The sequence below is a fragment of the Bacteroides sp. PHL 2737 genome, assembly GCF_004115325.2.
Lineage (GTDB): Bacteria > Bacteroidota > Bacteroidia > Bacteroidales > Bacteroidaceae > Bacteroides > Bacteroides hominis.
The window spans coordinates 4,398,681-4,421,324 of the sequence record NZ_CP040630.1; the positions used below are offsets into that span (position 1 = coordinate 4,398,681).

Sequence of the window (22,644 nt, forward strand, 5' to 3'; positions counted from 1 at the left end):
GTTGATCGTTCCGTGCTCTGTGGTGAATGTATTTCATAACTATTACCTATTGTATATTTAAATCGCCTCCGGTTTTTGCACTCCACTGGGCTACGGTCACGTTAGTGATAGAGAGTTCTTTACCGCTGAGCTTGACGGTGTAGAGGTAATTCTCGCCGGCTTTCCAGGCATTCGTCTCAGCATTACCGAGACTGACCGCATAATCCTGACCGTCAATCTTGAGGGTGACCTCTACATTCGTTTTGTCCTGCGTCGATTCGGGAAGCACCAAGATACTTACTTTTTTCGAAGCGTTCTGGGCTGTGGTTCTGGCATTATCAGCGTCAGCCGAGGCTTTCTGCAAAGTATAATTCGAAATACCTCGTGTATAGGTCGCTGCCGCAGGGCTGCTTCCCGGGGTTATCGTACCGTCCGAAATCTTCATTGTAGGATTGGTACCGCCATTATTCAGTATAGTGGCAGAATTTACATTCTTAAGCACCAACTTGGTTAACGCACCGGTATTCTTATAAGTATGATCCGCGTATACCCGGAAGCTGACCATGGCAAGGGCATGCTTCATGGAGAGAGTGACTTTTCCGTCTTTAGCGGATACGCCTTTTTTATAGCTGGCTTTCGGAGTACTTGTTTGATCGGCATACATATAGTCCACTTCTCCCGAAGCCGTAAGAAGCGCTGTACTGCTACCGCTATTATCTGTTGAAGCATCAATCGCAGCAGATTCTGTCCCCGGAAATACAGAGATATTCACGGTAGAATTAGCAGTCACCTGCCCGCTTCCGTTCACCTTCAAAGCGGTACCGGTTGTCGCAAGCGCCCCGCCTGTCCCCGGTTTATAGGCCGGATAATGCGCATAAATGTTCGCCTCTTCCGCCGAGAGATAAATCTTATCCGTACCGCTATTACTCCAACTGCCACCACTATAGGCATAGAGCCCGTAATTATTCGTCGCATTGTTGGTCGTCGCGTTGCTTGCGTATACCGCGATGCTTCCCATCGCAGCTCCGTCCGTAGCCGCATCTGTGCCTTGTATCGCGCTGCGTGTCAGTGCCACCTGCGGTGACACCTGCAATTCTACTCTTTCCTCTTCGTCCGTCCCTTCTTCGGGCAATGCGCTCTCACCGCACCCTACGGCAAGAAGCATTGCCGGAAGAGCAAGCAGCCAATGAACTTTCATATTATGGTTCATCATGTTTCGTTTTTCCTTTAATATATAATTCGTTTTTCTTTTGAGTTCACCACGGAGGACACAGAGGACACAGAGTTTTTTTTTTAGTCTTTCTATCTATTACCTCTTGAATAAATCCCCTCTGTGTACTCTGCGTACTCTGTGGTGAAATTACTCTGTGGTGAAATTATTCCGCCTCCAGGTCACCGTCCACCGTCACCGTAGTCCACGGTTGCGTGGTCACGGAGGTGATTCCTAATTCATGGTCACTGATGGTCAGCGTCACGGTATGGGACATGCCTGCCTGCAACAGATTCTCTCCGGCGGCGTAGTTCACCGTTAAACCGCTGAACGTGCCTACGGAAGTTTCTACAGTCAGTGTATAGGTGTCGCTCGCCTGTAAAGGGGGCACCTGTATCGTTCCTATTTCCACGGGAACGGTGCCGGTCACCTCGGTTCCCGGTCCGGCAAGGCTCAGTGAGAGTCCGGCGGGATGTTCCTCCGTAGCGCTGAACACCGGCACTCCCGTAGCCAACGTCAAGTCCGCGCAAGGCAGCGCCCCGTTCACCGTAATCCGGCGGATGCTTACAGCCACTCCGTCCGTCAGGCCCTTGCAGGCTTTGAAGCAGAGCTGTGTGAGCAGATGGCTGAACTCCAGCGGACGGTCCGCCTTCAAGCGGTTGCCGGCAAAGCGCTCACCTTCCCACTTGTTGCCACGAAGCTCGGCGGCATAAAGCAGGTCGGTCTGTCCCGTAAGCACGAAAGACGCCACGCCGCTTACCGGAACGGCCGCCGGAGCGAAAGCGGTCAGGTAGAGCCAGTCGCCCGAAGGGGGGAATACAGGCCCGGCTTCCGCCGCCGCTTTCCACTCCATAGCGCCGTCAGTCTTGACCGTGGCGTCCCAAGCGCCTTCGTATGCCTCCGATAAAGAAGCGTAGTCACCCTTCACAGTAGAAAGTGCCACCGTAGCTTCGAACTCCTGTTCCGGCAGATTGCCGGCAGCGGCATCCCTCGACAGCGCTCCGTCCCGGGCACAGAGCTGCACCGGGACCCTCTCTTCCGTCAAGAGAGAGTCGCCGGCGGCCGTACAGCCGGAAACCCATGCGCCCAGCAGGGCGAAGAGGCCTATCTGTGTAAAAGAGTGTTTCGTCAACATGGGCAACAGGGAGATTTATTCTAATGTCGCGCTGCCGGCAGCACCGGCCTTCCATGGAGTCACAGTAGCGGTAGCCGTCACTTTGGTAGCATTCGCACCCTTCGGCTCTTTCACTGTCAAGGTGATCAGGTGGGCTTCGCCTTTCACTGTAGCCAGATCGTCTCCGCCCGCAGCCTTAACGGGCACATTGTGGAAAGGAATGTCTGTGCCACCTACATTGATAATGGCGCAAACCGTCAGTTTAGCCGCAGGACGGATCATGACCGGTGTACCCACTTTCACGGCTTCCGCCGACAGCACATTGTTAGAAATGCCCGGGACAGGAAGAGTACCGCTATTGATATTATCCCACGTCACATCGCCATTGGTGGCGTTCACCATGGTAGGACGATAAGCCTCCTGCACCTCAATGCTTTTCAGGCTGACCGTTTTACCTGCCCACTCTCCTTTGCTCTCGGCAATCGGTTCCAGTTTCATCGCAAAATTAAGCTGAGTGGTGAGGTGCTCAAAAACCAGGGCGGCTGTTTGCGATGCCCCGCTGTTGCCGGCCGCTACTTCCTTCGCATACATCACGTCCTGCTGTCCGTCTGTCTGAAGGATCTTTACTGTAGTCGCACTCACCTCACCTGCGGGAGAGACTGCCGCCAGGAAAGAATTCTCACTCGTATTTGACGCATGATAGTAAAGAGTAGGGTTCAGCCCTAAATCGGCGGCAGAACCGCCTACCGTGAAAGTGGTGTTCGATACGGTTGCGCGTGCATTCAGCGTTCCGTTGTCGGCAACATCGTTCTTGGTGACCGGAGTAAAACCCGACCAATTTCCCGATGTTCCGTCGTGCATCAGCACGGTAGCTGTCACCTCGGCTCCTTCGGCAGCCACAGCACGGCTGGTGGCCAGGCCCTGTACGCTCTGCGACACCCGGATAGGGGTTGCGTTCACCGGATTCTCGGGCAGACTGTCCGTGTCATTGCTTGAGCAGCCCGCCAATAGGAATGCCATGACCGCTACACTTAATTTCGTTTTCATCATTTTTTTTTAAGTTTATAGTTAATAATATAGTTGTTATTTCAAGGATTCACCGTTTACCTTGCCTCCATCCAGTTCGCCGCTTCCCGGTTTCCCCGCCTGCCACTCTCCTACTGTGGCCACGGCGCTTATCTCTGCAGGATCGGGTGCTGAAGGTGAGGGTAACTCCACCTTCACCGTATACGAGATGCCTCCCTCGCCTGCCCCGCCTCCTTCGAAACGGATGGGAAGTTCCCGGTAGACCCGGTCGTGCGTACGGTCATCGTCCACGGCCAGCGTCAGGTCGAGGGTGAACGTAGCCGAAGGTTGCACCAATACATAGCCCGGAAGAGAAAGTTTGCCATCGGTAAACCCTAATCCGTCCCCTCCTTTCTCAACGGTATAGATGGGCACCGAAACCGTTTCATCCGCAGCGGTAAGCAGTTCCGTAGCAAGCGAAAGGCTGACCTCGCCCGCCAGACCATTGAGGTGGAGCTCACGGATGCGAAACCCTTCGGTGTTTTCCGCCTCGATGGTGAGGGCAAAACTGAGCCGGGTCAGCAGATGGCGGTACATCAGCGATTGTTCTTCCGCCGGACCGAAAGGTGACGACAGCGAACCGGACTGTTCCCCGGTCAGCATCAGGTCTTCTTCGCCCGTGAGCCGGTAAGTCAGGCTGCCGTCCGCCTCCAGGGGAGCCGGGGGATAATATCCCCTCAGAAAGAGCGCCGAACCGTCAGCGGGATAATAGCGTTCGGGGGTGAGGCGGATTTCGTTGTCCGTAGCCACCCCGTCCCAAGCACCGTCGTACTCTCCCGTGCGGCTTCCATAGGCAATGCCCACAGAAGTTTCGCCAAAGGTGCTGACCAACGCACGGGTGCGGATGCCTGTGTAAAGCCGGATGGGGACAGGCTCTACCTCGGGACGCGGCTCAAGGGTGCGCTCGGTGCAGGAGCAGAAGCAGAAGCCAATAAGAGCGACCACTTTTATCATATATTTCGGCTTGAATATCATATTCCCAATCTTCTTGTTTTAGTTCACCACTATTATTAAAACCTATATCCCACGCCCACGTTGATCCCCGTCAGCCCCCAACGGACGGACGAGGCATCGTGATGATAGTATGCATGGGGCGGCTCGTTGTCGTAAGCCTTCGCCGAGGCATTGCGATAGCCTCCACGTATCCCGGCTTCTATCCCCCAATGGCGTGACAGGGGCAGATAGACACCGAAAGAAAGTCCGGTATGCCAGTAGCATCCCGTGCGGCTGGCACCTGTAGCGCCCGCATCTCCCGAAGGTGAAGGCTGATAGTCGAAGTCGCCCAGTTGCCCGTAAACTCCCAGATAGAACCGGCGGTAACGCCCGTCTCCCCTAAGCCACAGGCGGGGTTCGAGGCTAATGCCCGAAACACCCCAGAAACGGTGCTCCTTCCCCCCTTTCCAACCGGAATATGCCGCCGAGGCCATCACTGACCAACGACGGGCAAAGCACAGTTCGGCAGCCAGGTTGGGACGGAAAGCCGCCAAACGGCCCTCCGGCGTCAGACCCGCCCAGTCGGACAGATTGGTTTTCAGGGAGAAGATGACCCGCGAGGGCCCGACCTGCGCAGGGTATGCGTGCTCCGCCGCGAGCGGGCGGGACTGTTCGTGAAGAGCGGGTACCGGGCACGTTCCGCCCTCCGGCAACGAAGGAGCCCGTGCGGGCAAAAGAGGATAACGGGAGGCATACCCGGCATAGCGGGAACGGCTCAGGGTATCGGCCGCCAACGGTTCGCGCAGGCATACCACCACCACATCGCGCTCCTCGTCGGGACACGGCACGGCATGGTTGTGTGTCACAAACCAGGCTTCTTTCATCCCCTTGCGGGTGATAAGTTCGGATTTCACACGGCTGCTGCGTACATAACCCAGCCGGAGATTATCGCGCACACTGCTCCCCGACGTACAGTAACCGTCTACGTAGATGCGCATCTTTCCATCCACGATGGAGGAACGGAAAGCGGTGACTGCCGCAAAAAGCCGTTTCAGTTCGTGGTCGTTGCCACGATAGTCGGCATACAGCACATCACGCCCCTGTACAAAACGGAATGTATGCAGCGAATCGCACCGCCGGGCAGGGCAAACGCCGCCCTCTTGTCCCAAGGCAGGGGCGGAAAGCAGAAAGACATATAGGAGCAGAAGTAAAATCCGGTTCATGGCAGACAATCTCTAAAAATCAAATTACAAACACAATTCCGTCAAATGAATCTCACCGAAGATGCTGCGCATCATCTGGTTGACCACACCCATACGGGAAGCGACTACCCCATAGCGTCCGTAGACACGCTGTTCGTCCACGTCGGGAGAAACCGGGTGTACACCCTCGTTCAGTATCAGCAAAAGGGATAAAAGGTTGACAGACTCCAAAGGCTTACAGAGTTCGTACGACTCCGGCTTATCCGGAGCCTCCCGACAGACACAACGAACCAAGCCTCCGCCCTCTAATTGAAGCAGAAGTACGGAAGCATCTTCAAAAATACAGTCAGCAGGATGGTAAGGACAGCCGCAGGATGTGTCCCGATAATAGATATAACGCAAAAGCCTGATGGCTTCCTGAGTAATTGCTGTAAGCATATTTTCTTGTTTTGTTGTGTGATGGCCGTTACTTTGTAGGTAACGGCACATGACAGACCGAAGTGTCAGCGGGCGTCTTACTCTCTAAACATCAGAAATAAAAACATTTATACGTTTAGCAACCGGCATAAAATGTCAATATCGCATTTAAACATTTAAATGTGAAAGCCACTCACATGCGGTTTTTCTTCATAAAAAGATAAAAAGGCAGGTAAAAAAGACAGTATGGAAGATTATTTGGAGATTTAAACGAAATTATTTACGGTTTTATTTGGATATTTGCTTTGTTTTGTTCACTTTTGTGCAATTATATTCGTGCCGTTACCTACAAAGTAATGGCTGATTATCAGCCAGATACTACTACACAGCAGCATTCATCTGTCCCATAGTGTACTTTATGATTCCTTCGTTGACACGGTTCAGCTCTTCCTCTTCAAAAGGTTTCAGGTACGTCTCCGTCACTTTAACGGACGAGTGCCCCATAGCATTGGCAATCAAGCCTATCGGTACTTTTTGACGGAAGGCGGTTGTTGCCCATGTATGGCGGATGGTATACGAACTGATGCGGACACCCAGCCCCAACACCTTGGAAAGCCTGTCCAGGCGATGGTTGAACTTGCGGAGTTCCCGTTGATACGTTTTATATCCCGCCTCGCTCCCCCATTCGCAGGTCCCCAGGATGGGGAAAAGATAGTCCGATCCCTCTTGAGGGTTTGCATCGAGATCGATCAGAGCCTGCGTCTCCGCCGAAACAAGGGCAGTCAGCGCACGCCCCGTCTTCTTACGCTTGTACGTCAGCCGCTTCTTGGGCTGCAAGCCCTCGGCAGGCAGATAGGCATAGTCGGCAAAAGACATCCCACGGAAACGATACATCAGGCTGGCGCGTACGCATGCCGTACGAAGCGACTTGGGAAGTGCGGAAAGGTCGGCATTGAGTATCCTGCTCATGACATCGGGTTCGATGGCACGCTTGATACCGGCACGCGTACCGGTGCCGACGTCGCTGAACAGCATAGGGTCATAGTCCTCTACTATCTTCTCGCGAACTGCCCTGCGATAAGCGGCTTTGAGCATACGGAGGTAGGTGGAAACCGTATTCTCCCTCTTACCCGCTCCCCTCAAATGATTTTCGTACCGTTTCAGACATTCGGGCGTGAGCACACCGAACGGAACAGCCTTATTTCCGCAAAAAGCGGAGAACGACTTCATGGCACAATCGTACACGTGGGCAGTGCCGTAACGCCCGCCCGACTTCATCTTTTTGACCAGAGAAGCTAAATAAAATGTTAAACTTTGTTTTTTCATATTTTATCAATTTAATTACAAATAACACCTCTCGCGCGTTCCGGTTCATTGCGGGCGCACGCGATGAAACATCAGGACAAATGACCAAATGCCCGATAAACAGAGGGATCGGGGGAAAAGAACTATTCAAAAAATTCATATATCTTTGCGCCCCAAAATGTAAATTAACTGCTTTTCGGCAGAAATTATAAACATTTAAATGATTTAAAAACATGAACAATCAACACCCAAACTGGCTACTCGAAGGATTCCATCCGATATCCACCGTAGCCGTCGCTTATTTTCCGGACTTACAGGCCAACAGTTCAGCAATCCGCCGCTTCCGCAGCGAAATACAGAAGCACCCCCGACTTGCCCGGGAACTGGCGGAAGCGGAATACCACCCGCACACCCTGATGCTTTCTCCCAGACAAATCAGTATCATCATCCGGCATTGGGGCATGCCGGACGAAGCAGGATTATTGATCACCCGAAACCCGGAATTGAGGGAGACTCTGCTCAATCGTGACCGGAAATTCGACTGATATATTCATATATCTTTTTTTGTTAGTATTTATTATATGGCCCACCTGATATTTTTGAAGGGTGACAAGACACCGCATAAACATCTGTGAACCAAACAATAAGAGGCAGAGAAAAGGTGGCTCCGGCACTGGCCCACCTATGGAGGACGAAACGGGGAGGAAACGGAGCCTCAAACGCAGGCAAACAGAGCCTCCGTCACAGGCCGACAGAGGCTCTGCCGGAGAGAAACGGAGCCTCTGTAGCCACCCTCCCCAGCCTATCCCCCCCGAAAAACAAACAGGAAGCAACAGAGAATGACTTGTTCCAACCAATCAGAACCCGTTTTTTGGAGAGAGGGCGAAGGGAGGGTACTTTTGCGGAGAGTTCACCACAGAGTAGCACAGAGCGACACAAAGTTTTTGTTTCTTTTTGATAACCGGTACACTTGAAAAAATATTTTCTCTATGTTACTCTGTGTTACTCTGTGGTGAGAAATCAGATTAGAAATCCATTAAAAACAAAACTGCCATGAAAACACCAACTGTCGAAATGCTGAAAAAAGGCTATATCGTCATCCCAAAATCTCTGTTAGAAAACTATTTCGCCACTCACGGACAAACAGAGGGGCGATTCGAAGCCCTGATACGGGTATTGATGAACGTCAACTACTCGGATACGGAGTGCGACTCGTGCGGACAGCACTTCATCTGCCACCGCGGAGAATCACCCCACAGCCTGCTCCACTGGGCGAGCCTGCTGGGCTGGAAACGCACGCAAACCCGGCACTTCTTCAATGCAATGATCAAAGAAGGCATCATCGAGCGACTACCCTCTCCCAACGGAATGATGCGGATACGAGTCAACAACTACGACTTATGGACGGGGAAGCTGAAAGCGTATGAAACGGGAAACAGTTCGTCGGACCGGAGTTTCCACCTCTTCTGGGAAAAGTATCACGAGATGACGCAAACAGCCAAAGTAAACATCGGACGTGCAAGGCGCGAATGGAAAAAGCTGAGCGAACCCGAACGACAGGCAGCCATCGAAAGCGTGGAGGAATACTATTGTCACTTGAATGACACACGGTTCTGCAAACAAGCAGCGATGTATCTGGCGGATAAAGCGTTTCTGAATGAATATGAAATGTAAGGTACACGCGCGCGTACATTATATATAAACGAATCAGGGTTCACCACAGATTTCACAGATTAACACAGATTTAAATTTAAAAGGGGAACACCGAAAAATAGAACCGGAACTATGAGAGAAATCAATCGCTCACCACAGAGTACACGGAGTACACAGAGTTTTAATGCTAATGAACGGAGTTCACCACAGATTACACAGATTTATCTATTTCTCAATCTGTGTTAATCTGTGTAATCTGTGGTGAACAACCTTATCGCTGACCGAGCTGAGAGTCGATAAAGAAAATACCGGAATCACCGGCTCTCTTAATCTTATCGATAATGCCCTGTGCAGTAGCTTCTTCTTCTACCTGTTCGCGAACGAATCCCCAAAGGAAATCCTGAGTCGCTTTATCTTTTTCGGCTGCGGCCATGTCGACCAATGCATCCACTAATTTCGATACATGGCGTTCGTGCTCAAAGACGTGTTCAAACACTTCGAGGGGAGTACCCCAACCGGTAGGAACAACATCTACCTTATCTACTTTGGCCGTACCGCCACGTTTAATAATATATTCGGCCATGGCATAAGCATGCCCCATCTCTTCTTGAGATTGCTTCTTCATCCAATGTGCAAAACCGCTAAAACCTTCTCTTTCAAAATAGAAAGACATAGACAAATACAGATTAGAAGACCACATCTCGGCTGTAATCTGTTCGTTAATTGCATTCTGTAATTTCTCTGAAATCATAATCGTATTCATTTTAAGTTATTAAAATCACTACAAAAATAACAATTTTAAAAGATAGATTGTTCGGAGATTACACTAATTCCTCCGAAGTATAGCCCTTCGGTAATTCACGGCAGTTATAGCCGGAAGCCATAATCTCGCCATAAGCACCGGCGGAACGAAGGGCAATCAAGTCGCCACGCTTCACCTTATTCAGATCGACGGCTTTGCCAAAAACGTCGGACGACTCACAGATGGGACCTACCACGTCGTAGGTCTCGACTGTCGTATCCTCGGAAGTCAGGTTCTCCATCTTGTGATGGGCCTGATAGAGTGCCGGACGAATCAGGTCGGTCATACCGGCATCGAGAATAGCAAACTGCTTGTTGGTGCCTTGCTTGACATAAAGCACCTTGGAGATCAGCGAACCGCATTGTCCCGTGATGGCACGCCCCAGTTCGAAATGTAAAGTCTGGTGCGGACGAAGTTTCAGATGTTCATCGTACGTACGGAAGTAGTCGGCAAAGTCCGGAATGGCCTGACGATTGGGGTGATCGTAATCAATGCCCAGTCCGCCGCCTACGTTGATATGTTCCACGAGGATGTGACGGGCTTCGAGCTTATCCTGCAACTCGTTGACACGGTTGCAAAGCGCAATGAAATCCCCCATATCGAGAATCTGCGAACCGATGTGGAAATGAAGGCCGATAAACTTCACGTTCTCCATGCCCAAAGCCACGTCGATCACCTTATCCATATCGTGCATGCTGATGCCGAATTTGTTTTCGGCCAGCCCGGTAGTGATATTGGCATGGGTATGCGCACCGACATTGGGGTTGATGCGGAAAGCAACGTTGGCTACTTTAGCCTTGGCAGCGGCCAGTTCGTTGATGACTTCCAATTCAGGAACCGACTCGACGTTGAAACAGAAAATATCGTAATCGAGTCCCAGGTTGATCTCCCAATCAGCTTTGCCTACACCGGCAAAGACGATCTTCCCGGCAGGAAAACCGGCTTTGATGGCAGCACGGATTTCACCTCCGCTGACACAGTCGGCACCCAGTCCGCTTTCGCGGATGATGGTCAGTACCTTGGAATTGGCATTGGCCTTGACGGCATAGTGTACACTGAAGTTGTCGTAACGTGCCACCTCACGGTTGACGCACGCCAGCGTGTCGCGAAGCACCTTTGTATCATAATAATAAAAAGGGGTCTGCAACTCGCGGAATTTATGAATGGGGAATACAGTTTTCATGTTGAAAAGTGACTAATGAGGTTTAAGTTGGAATCACCACAGATTACACGGATTTTCACAGATTAACAATTTATCTCGTTGATATTTCGAGATTAAAAGTTCTGTGTTAATCTGTGCAATCTGTGGTGAACCTAATTCATTTCTATTTGCCGTTGAACAGCATATCGCTGAGCGACTGCAAAGCAACCTTCTTGTCGCACTCACGAATCAGGAAGGAAATATTATAGTTGCTACCGCCAAACGAAATCATACGCACGGGAATGTCGCGCATAGCATCGAGCGCTTTGGCTTCGAAACCTACGTTCTCCCACTCCAGGTCGCCTACGACGCAGATGATACACATGTCTTTGTCGACTGTAACGGTACCGTATTTCTTCAGGTCGTCCAGGATTTCGTTGAGGTGCTTGGTATTGTCGACAGATACGGAAACTCCTACCTCCGACGTACAGATCATATCGATGGAAGTCTGGTAGCTCTCGAAGATCTCGAACACCTTGCGGAGGAAACCGTGAGCAAGCAGCATACGGCTCGACTTGATCTTGATAGCAGTAATATTGTCCTTGGCAGCTACTGCTTTGATCTTACCTTTTTCCGTATCGTTGGAGATCAGTGTGCCCGGCGCAAGAGGGTCCATGGTGTTCAGCAGGCGGACCGGAATGTTGGCATATTTGGCAGGCTGAATACAGGTGGGGTGCAGAATCTTGGCACCGAAGTAGGCCAACTCGGCAGCTTCTTCAAAATGCAGCTGGCGCACCGGTGCTGTTTTGTCGACAATGCGCGGGTCATTGTTGTGCATACCGTCGATATCGGTCCAGATCTGGATTTCGGAAGCACGGATAGCGGCACCGATCAGTGAAGCGGTATAGTCGCTTCCACCACGCTGCAAGTTGTCAATCTCGCCATAAGCATTGCGGCAGATGAAGCCTTGGGTGATGTAAATTTCAGCATCCGGATAGAGTTCCAGTTGTGCTTGAAGTTTATCTTTAATATAGATAGGATCGGGTTCCGCATTCTTATCTGTACGCATATACTCCAAAGCCGGAAGCAATACGGATTTCACGCCACACTCCTGCAAGTAGTAGTTGACCATAGCGGTAGAGATCAGCTCGCCCTGTGCCAGCACCACTTTCTCTTCGAACAGGGTGAAGAGGTCTTTGGTGTACGAACGGATATAGTCGAAATGAGATTTTATGATCTCCAACCCTTTCTGTTTATACTCCTCAGTAGCGTAAAGCTCGTCAACATGCTGTTTATATTTAGCCTCCAGCTTATTGATAATCTCGTTGGCACCTTCCGGATTCTTCTTGTACAGATAGTCGGAAATCTCCACCAATGTGTTTGTTGTGCCCGACATAGCCGAGAGGACAACAATCTTTCTTTCACCATCGGTAATCAATTTGGCCACTTCCTTCATCCGCTGTGCAGAGCCTACGGAAGTTCCTCCAAACTTTAAAACTTTCATTTTCGTTACTGTGTTAAAATTAGTATGTATATTAATTATTTTCTCTTTTCACAAATTCGTCCGTCACATTGACAATGCGGTGTTCGGCACACCGGTATACCTGTCCGGGATATTCGGTAACCAACTGGAGATTATGGGTGGTCATCACTACCAATGATCCCGCCTGACAGATGTTGTGCAGCAGTTCGACAATGGCCTTTCCAGTCTCCACATCGAGGTTCCCGGTAGGCTCGTCCGCTAAGATAATCTCCGGCGAGTTGAGCACGGCACGCGCTATCACGATGCGTTGCTGCTCGCCACCCGAAAGTTCATTAGGCAGTTTATAGCCCTTATTCTCCATCCCGACAAGGTTGAGCACCTCAGCGATGCGCTCCCTGATCTCTTGTTTATTCTTCCACCCGGTAGCGCGAAGCACGAATTCAAGGTTGTCGTTCACTGTACGGTCGGTGAGGAGTTGGAAATCCTGAAAGACAATGCCCAGCTTGCGCCGCAACTGCGGAATGTGCTTGCGTTTGATGGATGTCATCCGGTAACCAAGCACTTCGGCTTCGCCGGAAGCCACATCAAGCTCACCATAGAAGGTCTTGAGCAGACTGGTCTTGCCGGAGCCTACTTTACCCACCAGGTAAACGAACTCACCTTTGTGCAGTTGCAGATTGACATCGCTCAGCACACAGAGTTCCTGCTGATGTATCTCTACGTCGGTATAGTGAATCAGTGTTTCGTCCATGAGTCGCTATGTCTTATCTGCAATTCGCGTGCCAGATCTTCGATGCGGTATCCTTTGGAAGTCAACAATACAATCAGGTGATAGATCAGATCGGAACCTTCGTAGATCAGACGGTCGTCTGTGCCGTTGGTGGCTTCGATCACGGTTTCTACCGCCTCTTCACCTACCTTCTGGGCAATCTTGTTGATACCGGACTCGAACAGGCTGGTGGTATAGGACTTCTCGGGCATCTCTTCGTGACGTCTGTCAATGAAATCCTGCAGCAACTTGAGGAACATGACAGGTTCTTCGTTCTTCTCTCCCCAACAAGTATCAGTTCCGGTATGGCATACCGGACCGACCGGATTTACCTGAATCAGCAGAGTGTCTTTGTCACAATCTTCTTTGATAGACACGACATTCAGAAAGTTACCGCTCTCTTCGCCTTTAGTCCACAAACGGTTCTTGGTACGGCTGAAAAAGGTTACTTTCCCGGTTTCAACAGTTTTCTCGTAAGCCTCCTTGTTCATGAAGCCAAGCATCAGCACCTTGCGGGTGTCGTTGTCTTGTATGATAGCCGGAACGAGTCCGTTCATTTTATCAAAATCTAAATCCATGGTTCTTATTTATTATAGTTTTGATTTTGGTTCACCACAGAGGACACGGAGGACACAGAGTTTTAATCTCTTGTTTATTAGGATGTCTAAGAGAAAAATATTCTCTGTGTCCTCTGTGTTACTCTGTGGTGAACTTGATTCGTTTCTACACAGTTTTTTAATCTTCAACCTCAGCTCGCGCTTTCTACCTGACGGTAATTCCCTGGCCGCAAAGATACGATTTTAATTCGGGAATTTTAATTTCTCCGAAGTGAAAAACACTGGCTGCCAGTGCGGCATCTGCTTTACCAAGTGTAAAAGCATCGCGGAAGTGCTCCATCCGGCCTGCTCCGCCCGATGCGATAACGGGTATGGAGAGTTGGGAAGCCAGCTCCGCCAGGGCTTCATTGGCGTATCCGGTCTTCACTCCATCGTGGTTCATACTGGTAAACAGCACTTCACCGGCTCCGCGCTCCTGAGCTTCTTTGGTCCACGTCATCAGTTCTTTGTCAGTCTCGATACGCCCACCGTTGAGATAACACTTCCATCCGTTTCCGGTCTGTCTGGCATCTACAGCAAGCACACATACCTGTGACCCGAAATGCTTGGCAATATCGTCTATCAGCTGCGGATTGCGAATGGCGGAAGAGTTAATGGAAATTTTGTCGGCACCGGCATTGAGCAGGCGGTCTACGTCACTCAGTTCGTTGATCCCTCCCCCAACGGTAAAAGGAATACTGATATTGGCAGCAATCCGCCGGACCAGTTCGGCAAAAGTCTTACGCCCTTCATGACTGGCGGTAATATCAAGAAACACCAGTTCGTCGGCTCCCTGCTCGCTATAGGCACGCCCCAATTCTACCGGATCACCGGCCTGGCGGAGGTTTACGAAATTCGTCCCTTTCACGGTCTGCCCGTCTTTGATATCGAGACAAGGTATAATTCTTTTTGCTAACACGATTCTATATTTACGATTTTACGTTTGATTAATGGTTGACCACAAAATTACGCAGAACTCCAAAGAGTGCAACGATTAGAGAAAACAGAACTCTGTAAAACTCCGCATTACCCTGTGGTTAAATAAATGCCTGAAGCTCTTTAAGAGTGATACGCCCCTCGTAAAGAGCCTTGCCGAAAATGACGGCAGGCACCCCGGCTTCGTGCAACGCTTCAATGTCGGCCACACTGCTCACTCCACCACTGGCTATCAGGTAAAGGGTGGGATGCTCTGTCAGTATCTCCTTATATAGTTCGAGGGAAGGTCCGGCCAGCATACCGTCACAACTGATGTCGGTACAGATCACCTTTTCAACGCCCTTTTTCGTATAATCTTTTAGAAAAGGGAAAAGTTCACAGTCACTTTCGTCCTTCCAACCGTTGACAGCTATCTTATGATCTTTGACATCGGCGCCCAGAATGATTTTTTCACTACCGTAACGGTCTATCCAACGACAAAACACATCAGGGTTCCTGACGGCTATACTGCCGCCGGTAACCATCTGCGCCCCGTTCTCAAAAGCGATTATCAGGTCTTCGTCGCTCTTCAGCCCACCGCCGAAATCGATAATCAGCGAAGTGCGGCTGGCTATCAGGTCGAGTGTCCGGTAGTTGACCACATGATGTGAAGCAGCACCATCCAGATCCACAACGTGCAGACGCCGGATGCCGTTGGCCTCAAACTCCTTGGCAACCTCCACCGGGTTTTCATTATATACCTTTTTGCTATCATAATCTCCCTGGGAAAGGCGTACACACTTCCCATCGATAATATCAATGGCCGGAATTAATTCTATCATCTGTCTGTTCTCAATTAACGGTTTAAACTTCCGGGGGAATCAGAGTTCCAGGAAATTCTTTATAATTCTCTCACCCGCCACCCCACTTTTTTCGGGATGAAACTGGGTGGCATAGAAGTTATCTTTATGCAAAGCGGCACTGAAAGGGTGGATATAATCGGTCTCGGCAGCCGTAAACTCACTGACGGGTACATAATAACTATGTACGAAATAAACAAATTCATCACGGGTGAATCCTTTGAACAAGTCACTCTTCAACTGACCGATGGTATTCCATCCCATGTGGGGTACCTTATCCTCGTGTTTCCGGGGCACAAAACGTTTCACGTCGGTATCGAAAATCCCAAGGCAACCGACGTTCCCCTCTTCGGAGAAACGACACATCAGCTGCATGCCCAGACAAATGCCCAATACCGGCTGGCGGAGTTCTTTAATGAAACGGTCCATACCACTCTCTTTGAGATGAAGCATAGTAGTCTCAGCCTCCCCCACCCCGGGAAAGATCACTTTATCAGCGGCTTTCAACACCTCTTTGTCAGAGGTAATCACCGCTTCCACTCCCAGGCGTTTCAATGCATAGTCCACAGAACGGATGTTACCTGCATTATATTTGATAACTGCTACTTTCATTTTAATGTACTACATTTAGTCCGCAAAAATAACGAATTATTGCAAAACCACGAAAAATCGGAGCAAGAAGTTTGAATTAAAAGATAGATTTATAACAGATAGAAAGATTTTCGGCATATAAAACGAATAAGTATTATCCGAAAGGGAAAACAGAAGGAAAACAGGAGACCAATTACACTATTATTTTTTCACACTTTTTTTTCAAACTAAATGACTTAAAAATGAGGAACTAAGCCAAAACCGCTTCATTTTTTTCAAAAAACTTTTCGTTCAGCTATTGCAGGTTTCGGAAAAATGCCTACCTTTGCAACCGCAATCGAGAGAGATAGCGATTAAGAAATGAAATACTGGTGCGTTAGTTCAGTTGGTTAGAATACATGCCTGTCACGCATGGGGTCACGGGTTCGAGTCCCGTACGCACCGCATCTCAAATCTTAATAAAAAAAATAAAATTGGTGCGTTAGTTCAGTTGGTTAGAATACATGCCTGTCACGCATGGGGTCACGGGTTCGAGTCCCGTACGCACCGCAGATATTAATAATAATTTTATATAATCCTCTCTTTTATCAAAGAAAACAGAGGATTTTTAGTATATCTATCAAAATACAGAATTAAAAGCACCAAAGCCTTCCTTATTGCATTCAAAAACCGACACGACTAATACAAAAGCAAACCACCTATCCGGAAATTAAAAAATAACTTTTGCCCAACATATTTAAATACATGCCGAACAAAAGTTATTCATAGCAGACTACATCACGCACAAAAACAATCAGTTCGCTTCCATTTGCTTATCAAACGCTTGTTGAATCAACTCCATGATATCATCCAATTCATTCATATTCGAAATACCGACTTCTACATCGCCATTGCCCCATCGTCCCAAGTTGGATACATCTTTGCACAAACCTTTTGGATCAAGTATATCTGCAAATGCTACATTTAGAGAAAGACGCAACCGGGATTTCTGAGGCACGACATCCACAAAATTAGTATAAGCCTTAAAGGCAATATACAACTTCTTGAGTTCCTCCTTTACGGAAGGATCTATATTCATGATCCTTCTGCGCAAAGCCTGAAACAGAGTAAGTATGTCCCCTTTCAGATATTCATAGTGCTCCAACGTATACTCTGCAGAATCTCTCTCCGCAGATCTATAAACTTCGAGTGTCTCCGGCGATAATAACGGAAATCTCCATATTTCTTTAGCTTTCTCAGCCAATTGCCCTGCACGCACAAGTATCTGCTCTTCGTTCCACGAACTGATTTTCCTCAGATATGAATTGAGGCGAATAGGAGAATCGTCGAAACCTCCCTCCATACTCTTCTTTTCTTGGAACGGACGATCACTCAATTCCGAATTATAACCAGTCAGAGTCAGATTACCAAGTGTGTGTAAATATTTACCCTGGACTTCTACCCAACCTTCCCCTAACATTTCTTGCCACTCGTGTGATAGATTAGGATTTTGGGGCATAACATGCTCGATGGTATAATCAGAAATATTCACCATCTCCTTACGCTGAAAATTTTCCAACCGATTTAAAAGGTAGTTCCTGTTACGGAAATTATAAACATCTTTGGTTTGTAGGAAAGTAGTGAACTCCGTATCGTTCGGAAAGCGCTTATAACTATCCAGCAATAGGAATGCAGCTTTCAGGCCATCCATATAATTCGCTTTATCGAATGACTTATAGAGAGTAGCGAACGTCTTATTCAGGCTATTTGTCGGTATGCCGCAAATGGCGCGTCTGAACACATAATTCTCAACCAGACAAAGAGCTTCGTAGAACTCGTCCCTACTGATAACTTCGTTGACATAATCGTTGTACAACGGTAATAAAAACGGGTAACTAACGTCAACCCTCAACTGGCTGATGCGTTTGAAAGCCCCGCAAAGCTGCTTATCCGGCTCTTTGTGAAGCACCATGTTGACGTAATATCCGGAATAAGTATAAATGTCTTTGACTACTTCGCTGATCGTATCGGGAGCTTTACCCCCTATCACATAGGCCTTGAAAGCATCGTACACCATATCGATACGAGGAATGGTGCCTGTCTTCACTGATAAGTAATCGCGCATGAAGCTATTAAACAGCGCCGCATATTCACTACCATATCCTTGTTCCATAGGATACCAATAAGATTCATAAAGTGAGGTCTGCAAGTGAACTTCTTGTCCCATCAGCACGTAATTGCGAATCAAGTCGGCTTGTGATAAATCAAGTCCCGTACTGTTCATACTTTCAAATATCAATTGTGGGTTGTCCTTCTCCTTTTCAAGAGCCACATCCACAACAAACAGTCGCTGTACCCCGCTATAAATAGCTACCACATTCTCCTTGTTTATCTTACTTTTAAAGAAGTCATAGTTTTCAATGATGCGTTGTGACATCCCCTCGGACTGAGGAATCCCCTTCAATAAATTTATATAGGTATCTTTATCTCTGCGGGTCAGCAGAAGTTTATACCGCAATTCATTATCTTCTTCCGGGTTAATCAGATAATAGTTCTGAAGTTTAGTGAAGCTGGTATCTATCTCTACTGCATTCTCTTTTATAAAATCGGCAATAGCCGCTATCAGCAAAGAGACGGTGGTCAAGCGCTGCTGTCCATCAATAACCAGAAGTTTAGGCACATCGGACACTGTATGTATACTCTCCTGAAAATAAACGATAGAACCGATAAAGTGCCCCTGCACGGCAGAATCGTTGCTAATACGCAAAATATCATTCAACAATTGATTGCATTGAACCAGTTGCCAACTGTATGTACGCTGATAAATGGGAATCACAAACTGTCGTGGTCCCTTTATGATGCTTAAAAGATTATTGGAAGATGCTTTCATAGATTATGCTTATTTTACAATAACAAAAGTATTCTTTTTCCCGATTATAAGAGAATAAAATAGGAAAATTATCAATAGTTTCCTGTTTTTGTCCGTTCATTGACCAATAATATTTCTCACTACCTTTGATTGAACATAATAGAGACAGAGCTTAATGATTGTCCACAATTGAACAAGGAAGTCAGTTTCCATGATAAAACTACAAAATTTAAAAAGGAACTTAAAACTCTGATTAAAACACGGGACAAGTGCACGAAGGACTTGAGAATCTTCTTGTTCGTAGACAATATTGATAGATACTCTGAGAAGAAAATCATCCAATCGATTGATTCTTAACTCAGAATATTCTATTACCGATATTTAATAACAAAAAATTTACTAATCAATCAGTATAATAAGATACATCGAGAGAATATCTGGATCAGCAGCAAATATTTACGTCACTTAATCGAATTGTTAGTACTGGTCAGTAAAACTAAGGATGTATCTTTTGTCATCAGGCAAAAAGAGGAAACACAGGGAAATACGGTTGAAACATATTCCATCACTTTACTAAAAGATATCCATGTGAACCGAACAAACTACGCGATTCTATTGAATGTGCCCGATACACGGTTATAGCCTATTGAGAGCCGGCCATAGACTTGGGAAAATACATATAACTCGAAAAAAATACATTTTTTTTGCTCACTCCTGAACAAAATTGATTTCTTCTGCGTTTATAATTATGCAAATCGGCCTGAAGCGCTTTATGCCTATGGGAATATCCATAATAGTCGCACCGTATGCCTCCCCGGCATAGACAGGTAAGATTGCATAGTAGTTTTGTCGTGTTTTATTTTGTGTTTGTGTTGTGACGGTGCTGCGATGTGAATCGAAGTACCGTTTTTTTTGTACCTACCTCTCAGAAGCTAAAAGATTTACCATAAAAGAAGCAGAATACAGAGTAACGGGTTAAATGTTCCGATGGACGAATTGTCCGTCGATCCAGAACGTGGCATGCTCAGAACGGAACTTCAGTAAAACGTATTCCGGATCAGTCGGTCCCTTTGGAAAATGGGCGATAAACCAGTCTTGCCAATACTTCTGTTTGAGTCCGGCATCTGTCACTACCTCCACTTCACCCGTCAGGGCAACGCTATTCCCTTGTTCGTAGAAACAAAGACCCGCTTTCGGGTTGCTCCGGAAATCTTTCGTTTTCACAGAATGTTCTCCGGTTGCCATCCAAATCTCAGAAATACCTTCCGAAGCAATCTTGCTCAAAGGGACAGGGCGGGGATATCCCTCTTGATTGACTGAACTGAGTATTACCGTTTCACAACCTTGCAGCAAATCTGCTGCTCTTTCGTTTAATGACTTCATTGTATATGATATTTAGATTGATAATCCCTGCAAATATAAGCTTGCCCACCTACCCCGGCGTTGTAAAAAAACGACTTTTACAGAATAAGAAGCAGACTAAATTTCTTACAGACATAGTTTATTTTACGCTCGCGATACAATGCCTGTACCCGAAACTAAATCCGAAACGCTTTTCTAAAGGAGATTTCCTTTATCACCCAACCGATATTTTATTTCTCAATATACGTCAGCAGCCCCTCTTGCGGTAAGGTCGGAGAGAGGAATGATTCTGCCGTCCCGCCGGACAACGTCTTGACCTCTTTCAGGAAGTGCGAAACATCGTAATATCCGGCATTCACCGCTACCGAGAGCAGGTTATTTGCCTCCGTCGTACTTTTCAGCAGATCGATCGCCTGCCTGAACTTCACAATCCGACTGTATTCTTTAGGGGTAAATCCGGTAAACAGCTTGAACCTCCGTTCCAGATGCCGTTGACACAAACAGGCATCTTCTGCCAGCAAACGGATCTCCCGCTGACCGTGGTACAAATGAATGTGGTTTACCGCAAAAACAATCTGTTTGTCCACTACATCGTGCTTGTACATCGACCGCACCAATACTGTCTCAATACACTGAATCCTGCTCCGCAAATCCGGAAGCTCGTAGAGTCGCTCTGTAAACGAATCATCGAACAGCTTGATTCCCAAGTCGGCACTGCCGATCCGCTGACCGGCCAACTCCTGCACGGGCAAGTCCATGAATCGGAATAATCCGCAAGGATGAAAACGAATACCAACCATGTGAACCGTTTCGGTATACGCAACCAACTCCGAATAACGTTTCATCGGTCCCACGAAAAACGAACGGCAAGACGGCATGATCCGCCCTTCGTTGCCTACCGGTTGTGTTATCCCGCCCAAAGCGAAAATCAAATCGGTACACCCGTCCGGCAGGACGTTGATACGCATCCCATACTCAGGACTTCCTTTGAACTCCCAGATTTTATCGACGTAAGGAGCCAGCAGTCCACAAGGTTGATATTCTCTATACATACTTCAATTTCGGGCAAATATAGTGAGAATCACTCACACCTGCTATTTATCCGAATACAAACCGATATGGTTTCCTTCGCTATCGGCAAAAACAGCGAAATGTCCCCTGCCTTCAGCGTCAATCTTCGTCTCAGGGATAATGACTTTCCCGCCTTTCTGCAGAACACGTTCCAGCGACTTGCCGATCTCTTCGCAATAGAAGTGAATCAATGTTCCCCGCTCCGAAGGCAGGAAATCGGGTGCCCACGACACCGCTCCCACCGCTTCGCCCTGCTCCATGAAGCAGGCCATCTTCTCCTCTTCATACTCCGAGACCGCCAATTTGATGTCCAACACTGTTTCATAAAATCCTACCGCCCGGTGGAAATCTGCCGCCGGAATCTCAAAAAACGCAATAAACTTTTCCATTTTCTTTATATTAATAAGATGAATACTGTATGCCGGAAGTCACGTCTCCCAAGCACACCGCAAAAGTAGGGCAATGCACCCGCCCCGGATAGTAAAAAACAGACATCATTCCTCCACGGAAAAATAATCGGAATAAGGAGCGCAAACAGCTAAGTATTCCGCCGGAGTATATCCCGAGAAGAGTTTGAACTCCTTAATCATGTGCGATTGGTCGAAAAAGCCACATTCGTAGGCCAGTTGCGCAAACGAAATGCCCGGCTGGCATTGCAGGGTGTACAACGCCCGCTGCATCCGCACAATGCGCAGAAACTCCTTGGGAGTAGCGCCTACATACTCCGCAAACACCCGCCCAAACTGCTTATTGCTCAGGCAGGCTACGTCCGCCAGTTGTGCCGTACGGATGTACGGATGGAGGGTTACCGCCTCCAAAGCGGTCGAAACCCGCTTCAGGTTGTATTCGGAAAAAGCGTAGAGACGGCTTAACAGAAACTTTTCTATCAGGCGGATGCACGCCGCCTGATCCGGCATATCGGCTACCCGCCTGCCCAGATCAACCAGCTGAGGATCGTCCGTCTCTTCGGTATTTACATTCATCCCACGAAACTCGCTAACAGGCATGTGAAGGAAAGCTTTTGCGGCAAAGGGCTGAAAAACGACTACAATCATCTCCAGCATCCCCGTAGACTCGACATCGGAATAGCCGAACGCCTGCCCGCTGATGAAAGAAGAGGGTTGCAACCGGCCTTCGGTCAGCGAAAGCAGTTGGCGTCCCCGGTGAAAGACCATCTGGACGCACCCCACGGGTAACGTCCGTTCGGATACCGGCGCAAGCGCATCGTCGCTCAATACCCAGTAATGCCGGACATAAGGGACGAGTGACGCAGCAGGTTTTATGATTCTGAATGATTGCATAGACTACAAATATATTGTTTTTTAGAT

The 22,644-nt window shown here is 48.2% G+C and carries 23 protein-coding genes and 2 tRNA genes; 5 read left to right on the top strand and 20 right to left on the bottom strand.

Annotated elements, in window-relative coordinates; translation table 11 throughout:
* Positions 1-46 precede the first annotated feature (46 nt).
* The 7 genes from DBK98_RS18250 to DBK98_RS18280 form a co-directional block, all read right to left on the bottom strand.
* Positions 47-1,192 (bottom strand): fimbrillin family protein, encoded by a 1,146-nt coding sequence (locus DBK98_RS18250; RefSeq protein WP_032535810.1) that lies wholly within the window; start codon positions 1,190-1,192, stop codon positions 47-49.
* Between the two features lie 163 nt (positions 1,193-1,355).
* Entirely contained in the window at positions 1,356-2,324 is a 969-nt protein-coding gene (locus DBK98_RS18255) for a fimbrillin family protein (protein WP_032535809.1), read from the bottom strand.
* A gap of 15 nt (positions 2,325-2,339) precedes the next feature.
* Positions 2,340-3,353 (bottom strand): hypothetical protein, encoded by a 1,014-nt coding sequence (locus DBK98_RS18260; protein ID WP_080714504.1) that lies wholly within the window; start codon positions 3,351-3,353, stop codon positions 2,340-2,342.
* 33 nt (positions 3,354-3,386) lie between these two features.
* Positions 3,387-4,343: a fimbrillin family protein gene (locus DBK98_RS18265; protein WP_032535807.1), complete on the bottom strand. Its 957-nt coding sequence runs from the start codon at positions 4,341-4,343 to the stop codon at positions 3,387-3,389.
* Positions 4,344-4,378: 35 nt separating this feature from the next.
* Positions 4,379-5,524, bottom strand: coding sequence for a DUF3575 domain-containing protein (locus DBK98_RS18270; RefSeq protein WP_032535806.1), 1,146 nt, complete (start codon positions 5,522-5,524; stop codon positions 4,379-4,381).
* 24 nt (positions 5,525-5,548) lie between these two features.
* Positions 5,549-5,941 carry a hypothetical protein gene (locus DBK98_RS18275; RefSeq protein WP_005806999.1) on the bottom strand — a complete coding sequence of 131 codons (393 nt, stop codon included), beginning with the start codon at positions 5,939-5,941 and terminating at the stop codon, positions 5,549-5,551.
* Positions 5,942-6,301: 360 nt separating this feature from the next.
* Complete coding sequence (locus DBK98_RS18280) at positions 6,302-7,246, bottom strand: site-specific integrase (protein ID WP_005807001.1); 945 nt, start codon at positions 7,244-7,246, stop codon at positions 6,302-6,304.
* Between the two features lie 212 nt (positions 7,247-7,458).
* Between DBK98_RS18280 and DBK98_RS18285 the strand changes: the two genes are divergently transcribed.
* The 3 genes from DBK98_RS18285 to DBK98_RS18295 all read left to right on the top strand — a co-directional run bounded on the left by DBK98_RS18285 (position 7,459) and on the right by DBK98_RS18295 (position 8,899).
* Entirely contained in the window at positions 7,459-7,770 is a 312-nt protein-coding gene (locus DBK98_RS18285) for a DUF4248 domain-containing protein (RefSeq protein WP_005780047.1), read from the top strand.
* 86 nt (positions 7,771-7,856) lie between these two features.
* Positions 7,857-8,183, top strand: coding sequence for a hypothetical protein (locus DBK98_RS18290; RefSeq protein WP_032535804.1), 327 nt, complete (start codon positions 7,857-7,859; stop codon positions 8,181-8,183).
* Positions 8,184-8,278: 95 nt separating this feature from the next.
* Positions 8,279-8,899 carry a hypothetical protein gene (locus DBK98_RS18295; protein ID WP_005780050.1) on the top strand — a complete coding sequence of 207 codons (621 nt, stop codon included), beginning with the start codon at positions 8,279-8,281 and terminating at the stop codon, positions 8,897-8,899.
* A 250-nt stretch (positions 8,900-9,149) separates the two neighbouring features.
* On the opposite strand, the gene DBK98_RS18300 is transcribed toward DBK98_RS18295, so the two are convergent.
* From DBK98_RS18300 to hisH, 8 genes are all read right to left on the bottom strand, one after another.
* Positions 9,150-9,629, bottom strand: coding sequence for a ferritin (locus DBK98_RS18300; RefSeq protein ID WP_005807003.1), 480 nt, complete (start codon positions 9,627-9,629; stop codon positions 9,150-9,152).
* A 70-nt stretch (positions 9,630-9,699) separates the two neighbouring features.
* On the bottom strand, positions 9,700-10,863 hold the full coding sequence (gene lysA, locus DBK98_RS18305; protein ID WP_032535803.1) for a diaminopimelate decarboxylase: 1,164 nt from the start codon (positions 10,861-10,863) through the stop codon (positions 9,700-9,702).
* A gap of 142 nt (positions 10,864-11,005) precedes the next feature.
* Positions 11,006-12,325, bottom strand: coding sequence for an aspartate kinase (locus DBK98_RS18310; protein WP_005807007.1), 1,320 nt, complete (start codon positions 12,323-12,325; stop codon positions 11,006-11,008).
* A gap of 31 nt (positions 12,326-12,356) precedes the next feature.
* Positions 12,357-13,055: a cell division ATP-binding protein FtsE gene (locus DBK98_RS18315; protein WP_005780058.1), complete on the bottom strand. Its 699-nt coding sequence runs from the start codon at positions 13,053-13,055 to the stop codon at positions 12,357-12,359.
* Positions 13,040-13,651 carry a bifunctional phosphoribosyl-AMP cyclohydrolase/phosphoribosyl-ATP diphosphatase HisIE gene (gene hisIE / locus DBK98_RS18320; protein WP_005780060.1) on the bottom strand — a complete coding sequence of 204 codons (612 nt, stop codon included), beginning with the start codon at positions 13,649-13,651 and terminating at the stop codon, positions 13,040-13,042. The genes DBK98_RS18315 and hisIE overlap by 16 nt, the downstream gene beginning before the upstream one ends.
* 184 nt (positions 13,652-13,835) lie before the next feature.
* A complete protein-coding gene (hisF, locus tag DBK98_RS18325) occupies positions 13,836-14,588 on the bottom strand; it encodes an imidazole glycerol phosphate synthase subunit HisF (protein WP_005807011.1) in 753 nt (250 codons plus the stop codon).
* Between the two features lie 118 nt (positions 14,589-14,706).
* A complete protein-coding gene (hisA, locus tag DBK98_RS18330) occupies positions 14,707-15,426 on the bottom strand; it encodes a 1-(5-phosphoribosyl)-5-[(5-phosphoribosylamino)methylideneamino]imidazole-4-carboxamide isomerase (protein ID WP_022011221.1) in 720 nt (239 codons plus the stop codon).
* 39 nt (positions 15,427-15,465) lie between these two features.
* Positions 15,466-16,056 carry an imidazole glycerol phosphate synthase subunit HisH gene (gene hisH, locus DBK98_RS18335; protein WP_005780065.1) on the bottom strand — a complete coding sequence of 197 codons (591 nt, stop codon included), beginning with the start codon at positions 16,054-16,056 and terminating at the stop codon, positions 15,466-15,468.
* 349 nt (positions 16,057-16,405) lie between these two features.
* On the opposite strand from hisH, the gene DBK98_RS18340 reads away from it, so the two are divergent.
* Together DBK98_RS18340 and DBK98_RS18345 are read left to right on the top strand one after the other, a co-directional pair.
* Positions 16,406-16,479, top strand: a tRNA-Asp gene (locus DBK98_RS18340).
* Between the two features lie 31 nt (positions 16,480-16,510).
* Positions 16,511-16,584, top strand: a tRNA-Asp gene (locus DBK98_RS18345).
* Positions 16,585-16,828: 244 nt separating this feature from the next.
* On the opposite strand, the gene DBK98_RS18350 is transcribed toward DBK98_RS18345, so the two are convergent.
* From DBK98_RS18350 to DBK98_RS18370, 5 genes are all read right to left on the bottom strand, one after another.
* The gene (locus DBK98_RS18350; RefSeq protein ID WP_005807282.1) at positions 16,829-18,904 is read right to left on the bottom strand and encodes a DUF262 and DUF1524 domain-containing protein; all 2,076 of its coding nucleotides are present in this window, start codon (positions 18,902-18,904) and stop codon (positions 16,829-16,831) included.
* Between the two features lie 954 nt (positions 18,905-19,858).
* The gene (locus DBK98_RS18355; protein ID WP_005780089.1) at positions 19,859-20,266 is read right to left on the bottom strand and encodes a pyridoxamine 5'-phosphate oxidase family protein; all 408 of its coding nucleotides are present in this window, start codon (positions 20,264-20,266) and stop codon (positions 19,859-19,861) included.
* A 209-nt stretch (positions 20,267-20,475) separates the two neighbouring features.
* Positions 20,476-21,297 (bottom strand): helix-turn-helix domain-containing protein, encoded by an 822-nt coding sequence (locus DBK98_RS18360; RefSeq protein ID WP_022012416.1) that lies wholly within the window; start codon positions 21,295-21,297, stop codon positions 20,476-20,478.
* 42 nt (positions 21,298-21,339) lie between these two features.
* Entirely contained in the window at positions 21,340-21,705 is a 366-nt protein-coding gene (locus DBK98_RS18365; RefSeq protein WP_005780096.1) for a VOC family protein, read from the bottom strand.
* Positions 21,706-21,810: 105 nt separating this feature from the next.
* Positions 21,811-22,617, bottom strand: a complete 807-nt coding sequence (locus DBK98_RS18370; protein ID WP_032535800.1) for a helix-turn-helix domain-containing protein — start codon at positions 22,615-22,617, stop codon at positions 21,811-21,813.
* Positions 22,618-22,644 lie beyond the last annotated feature (27 nt).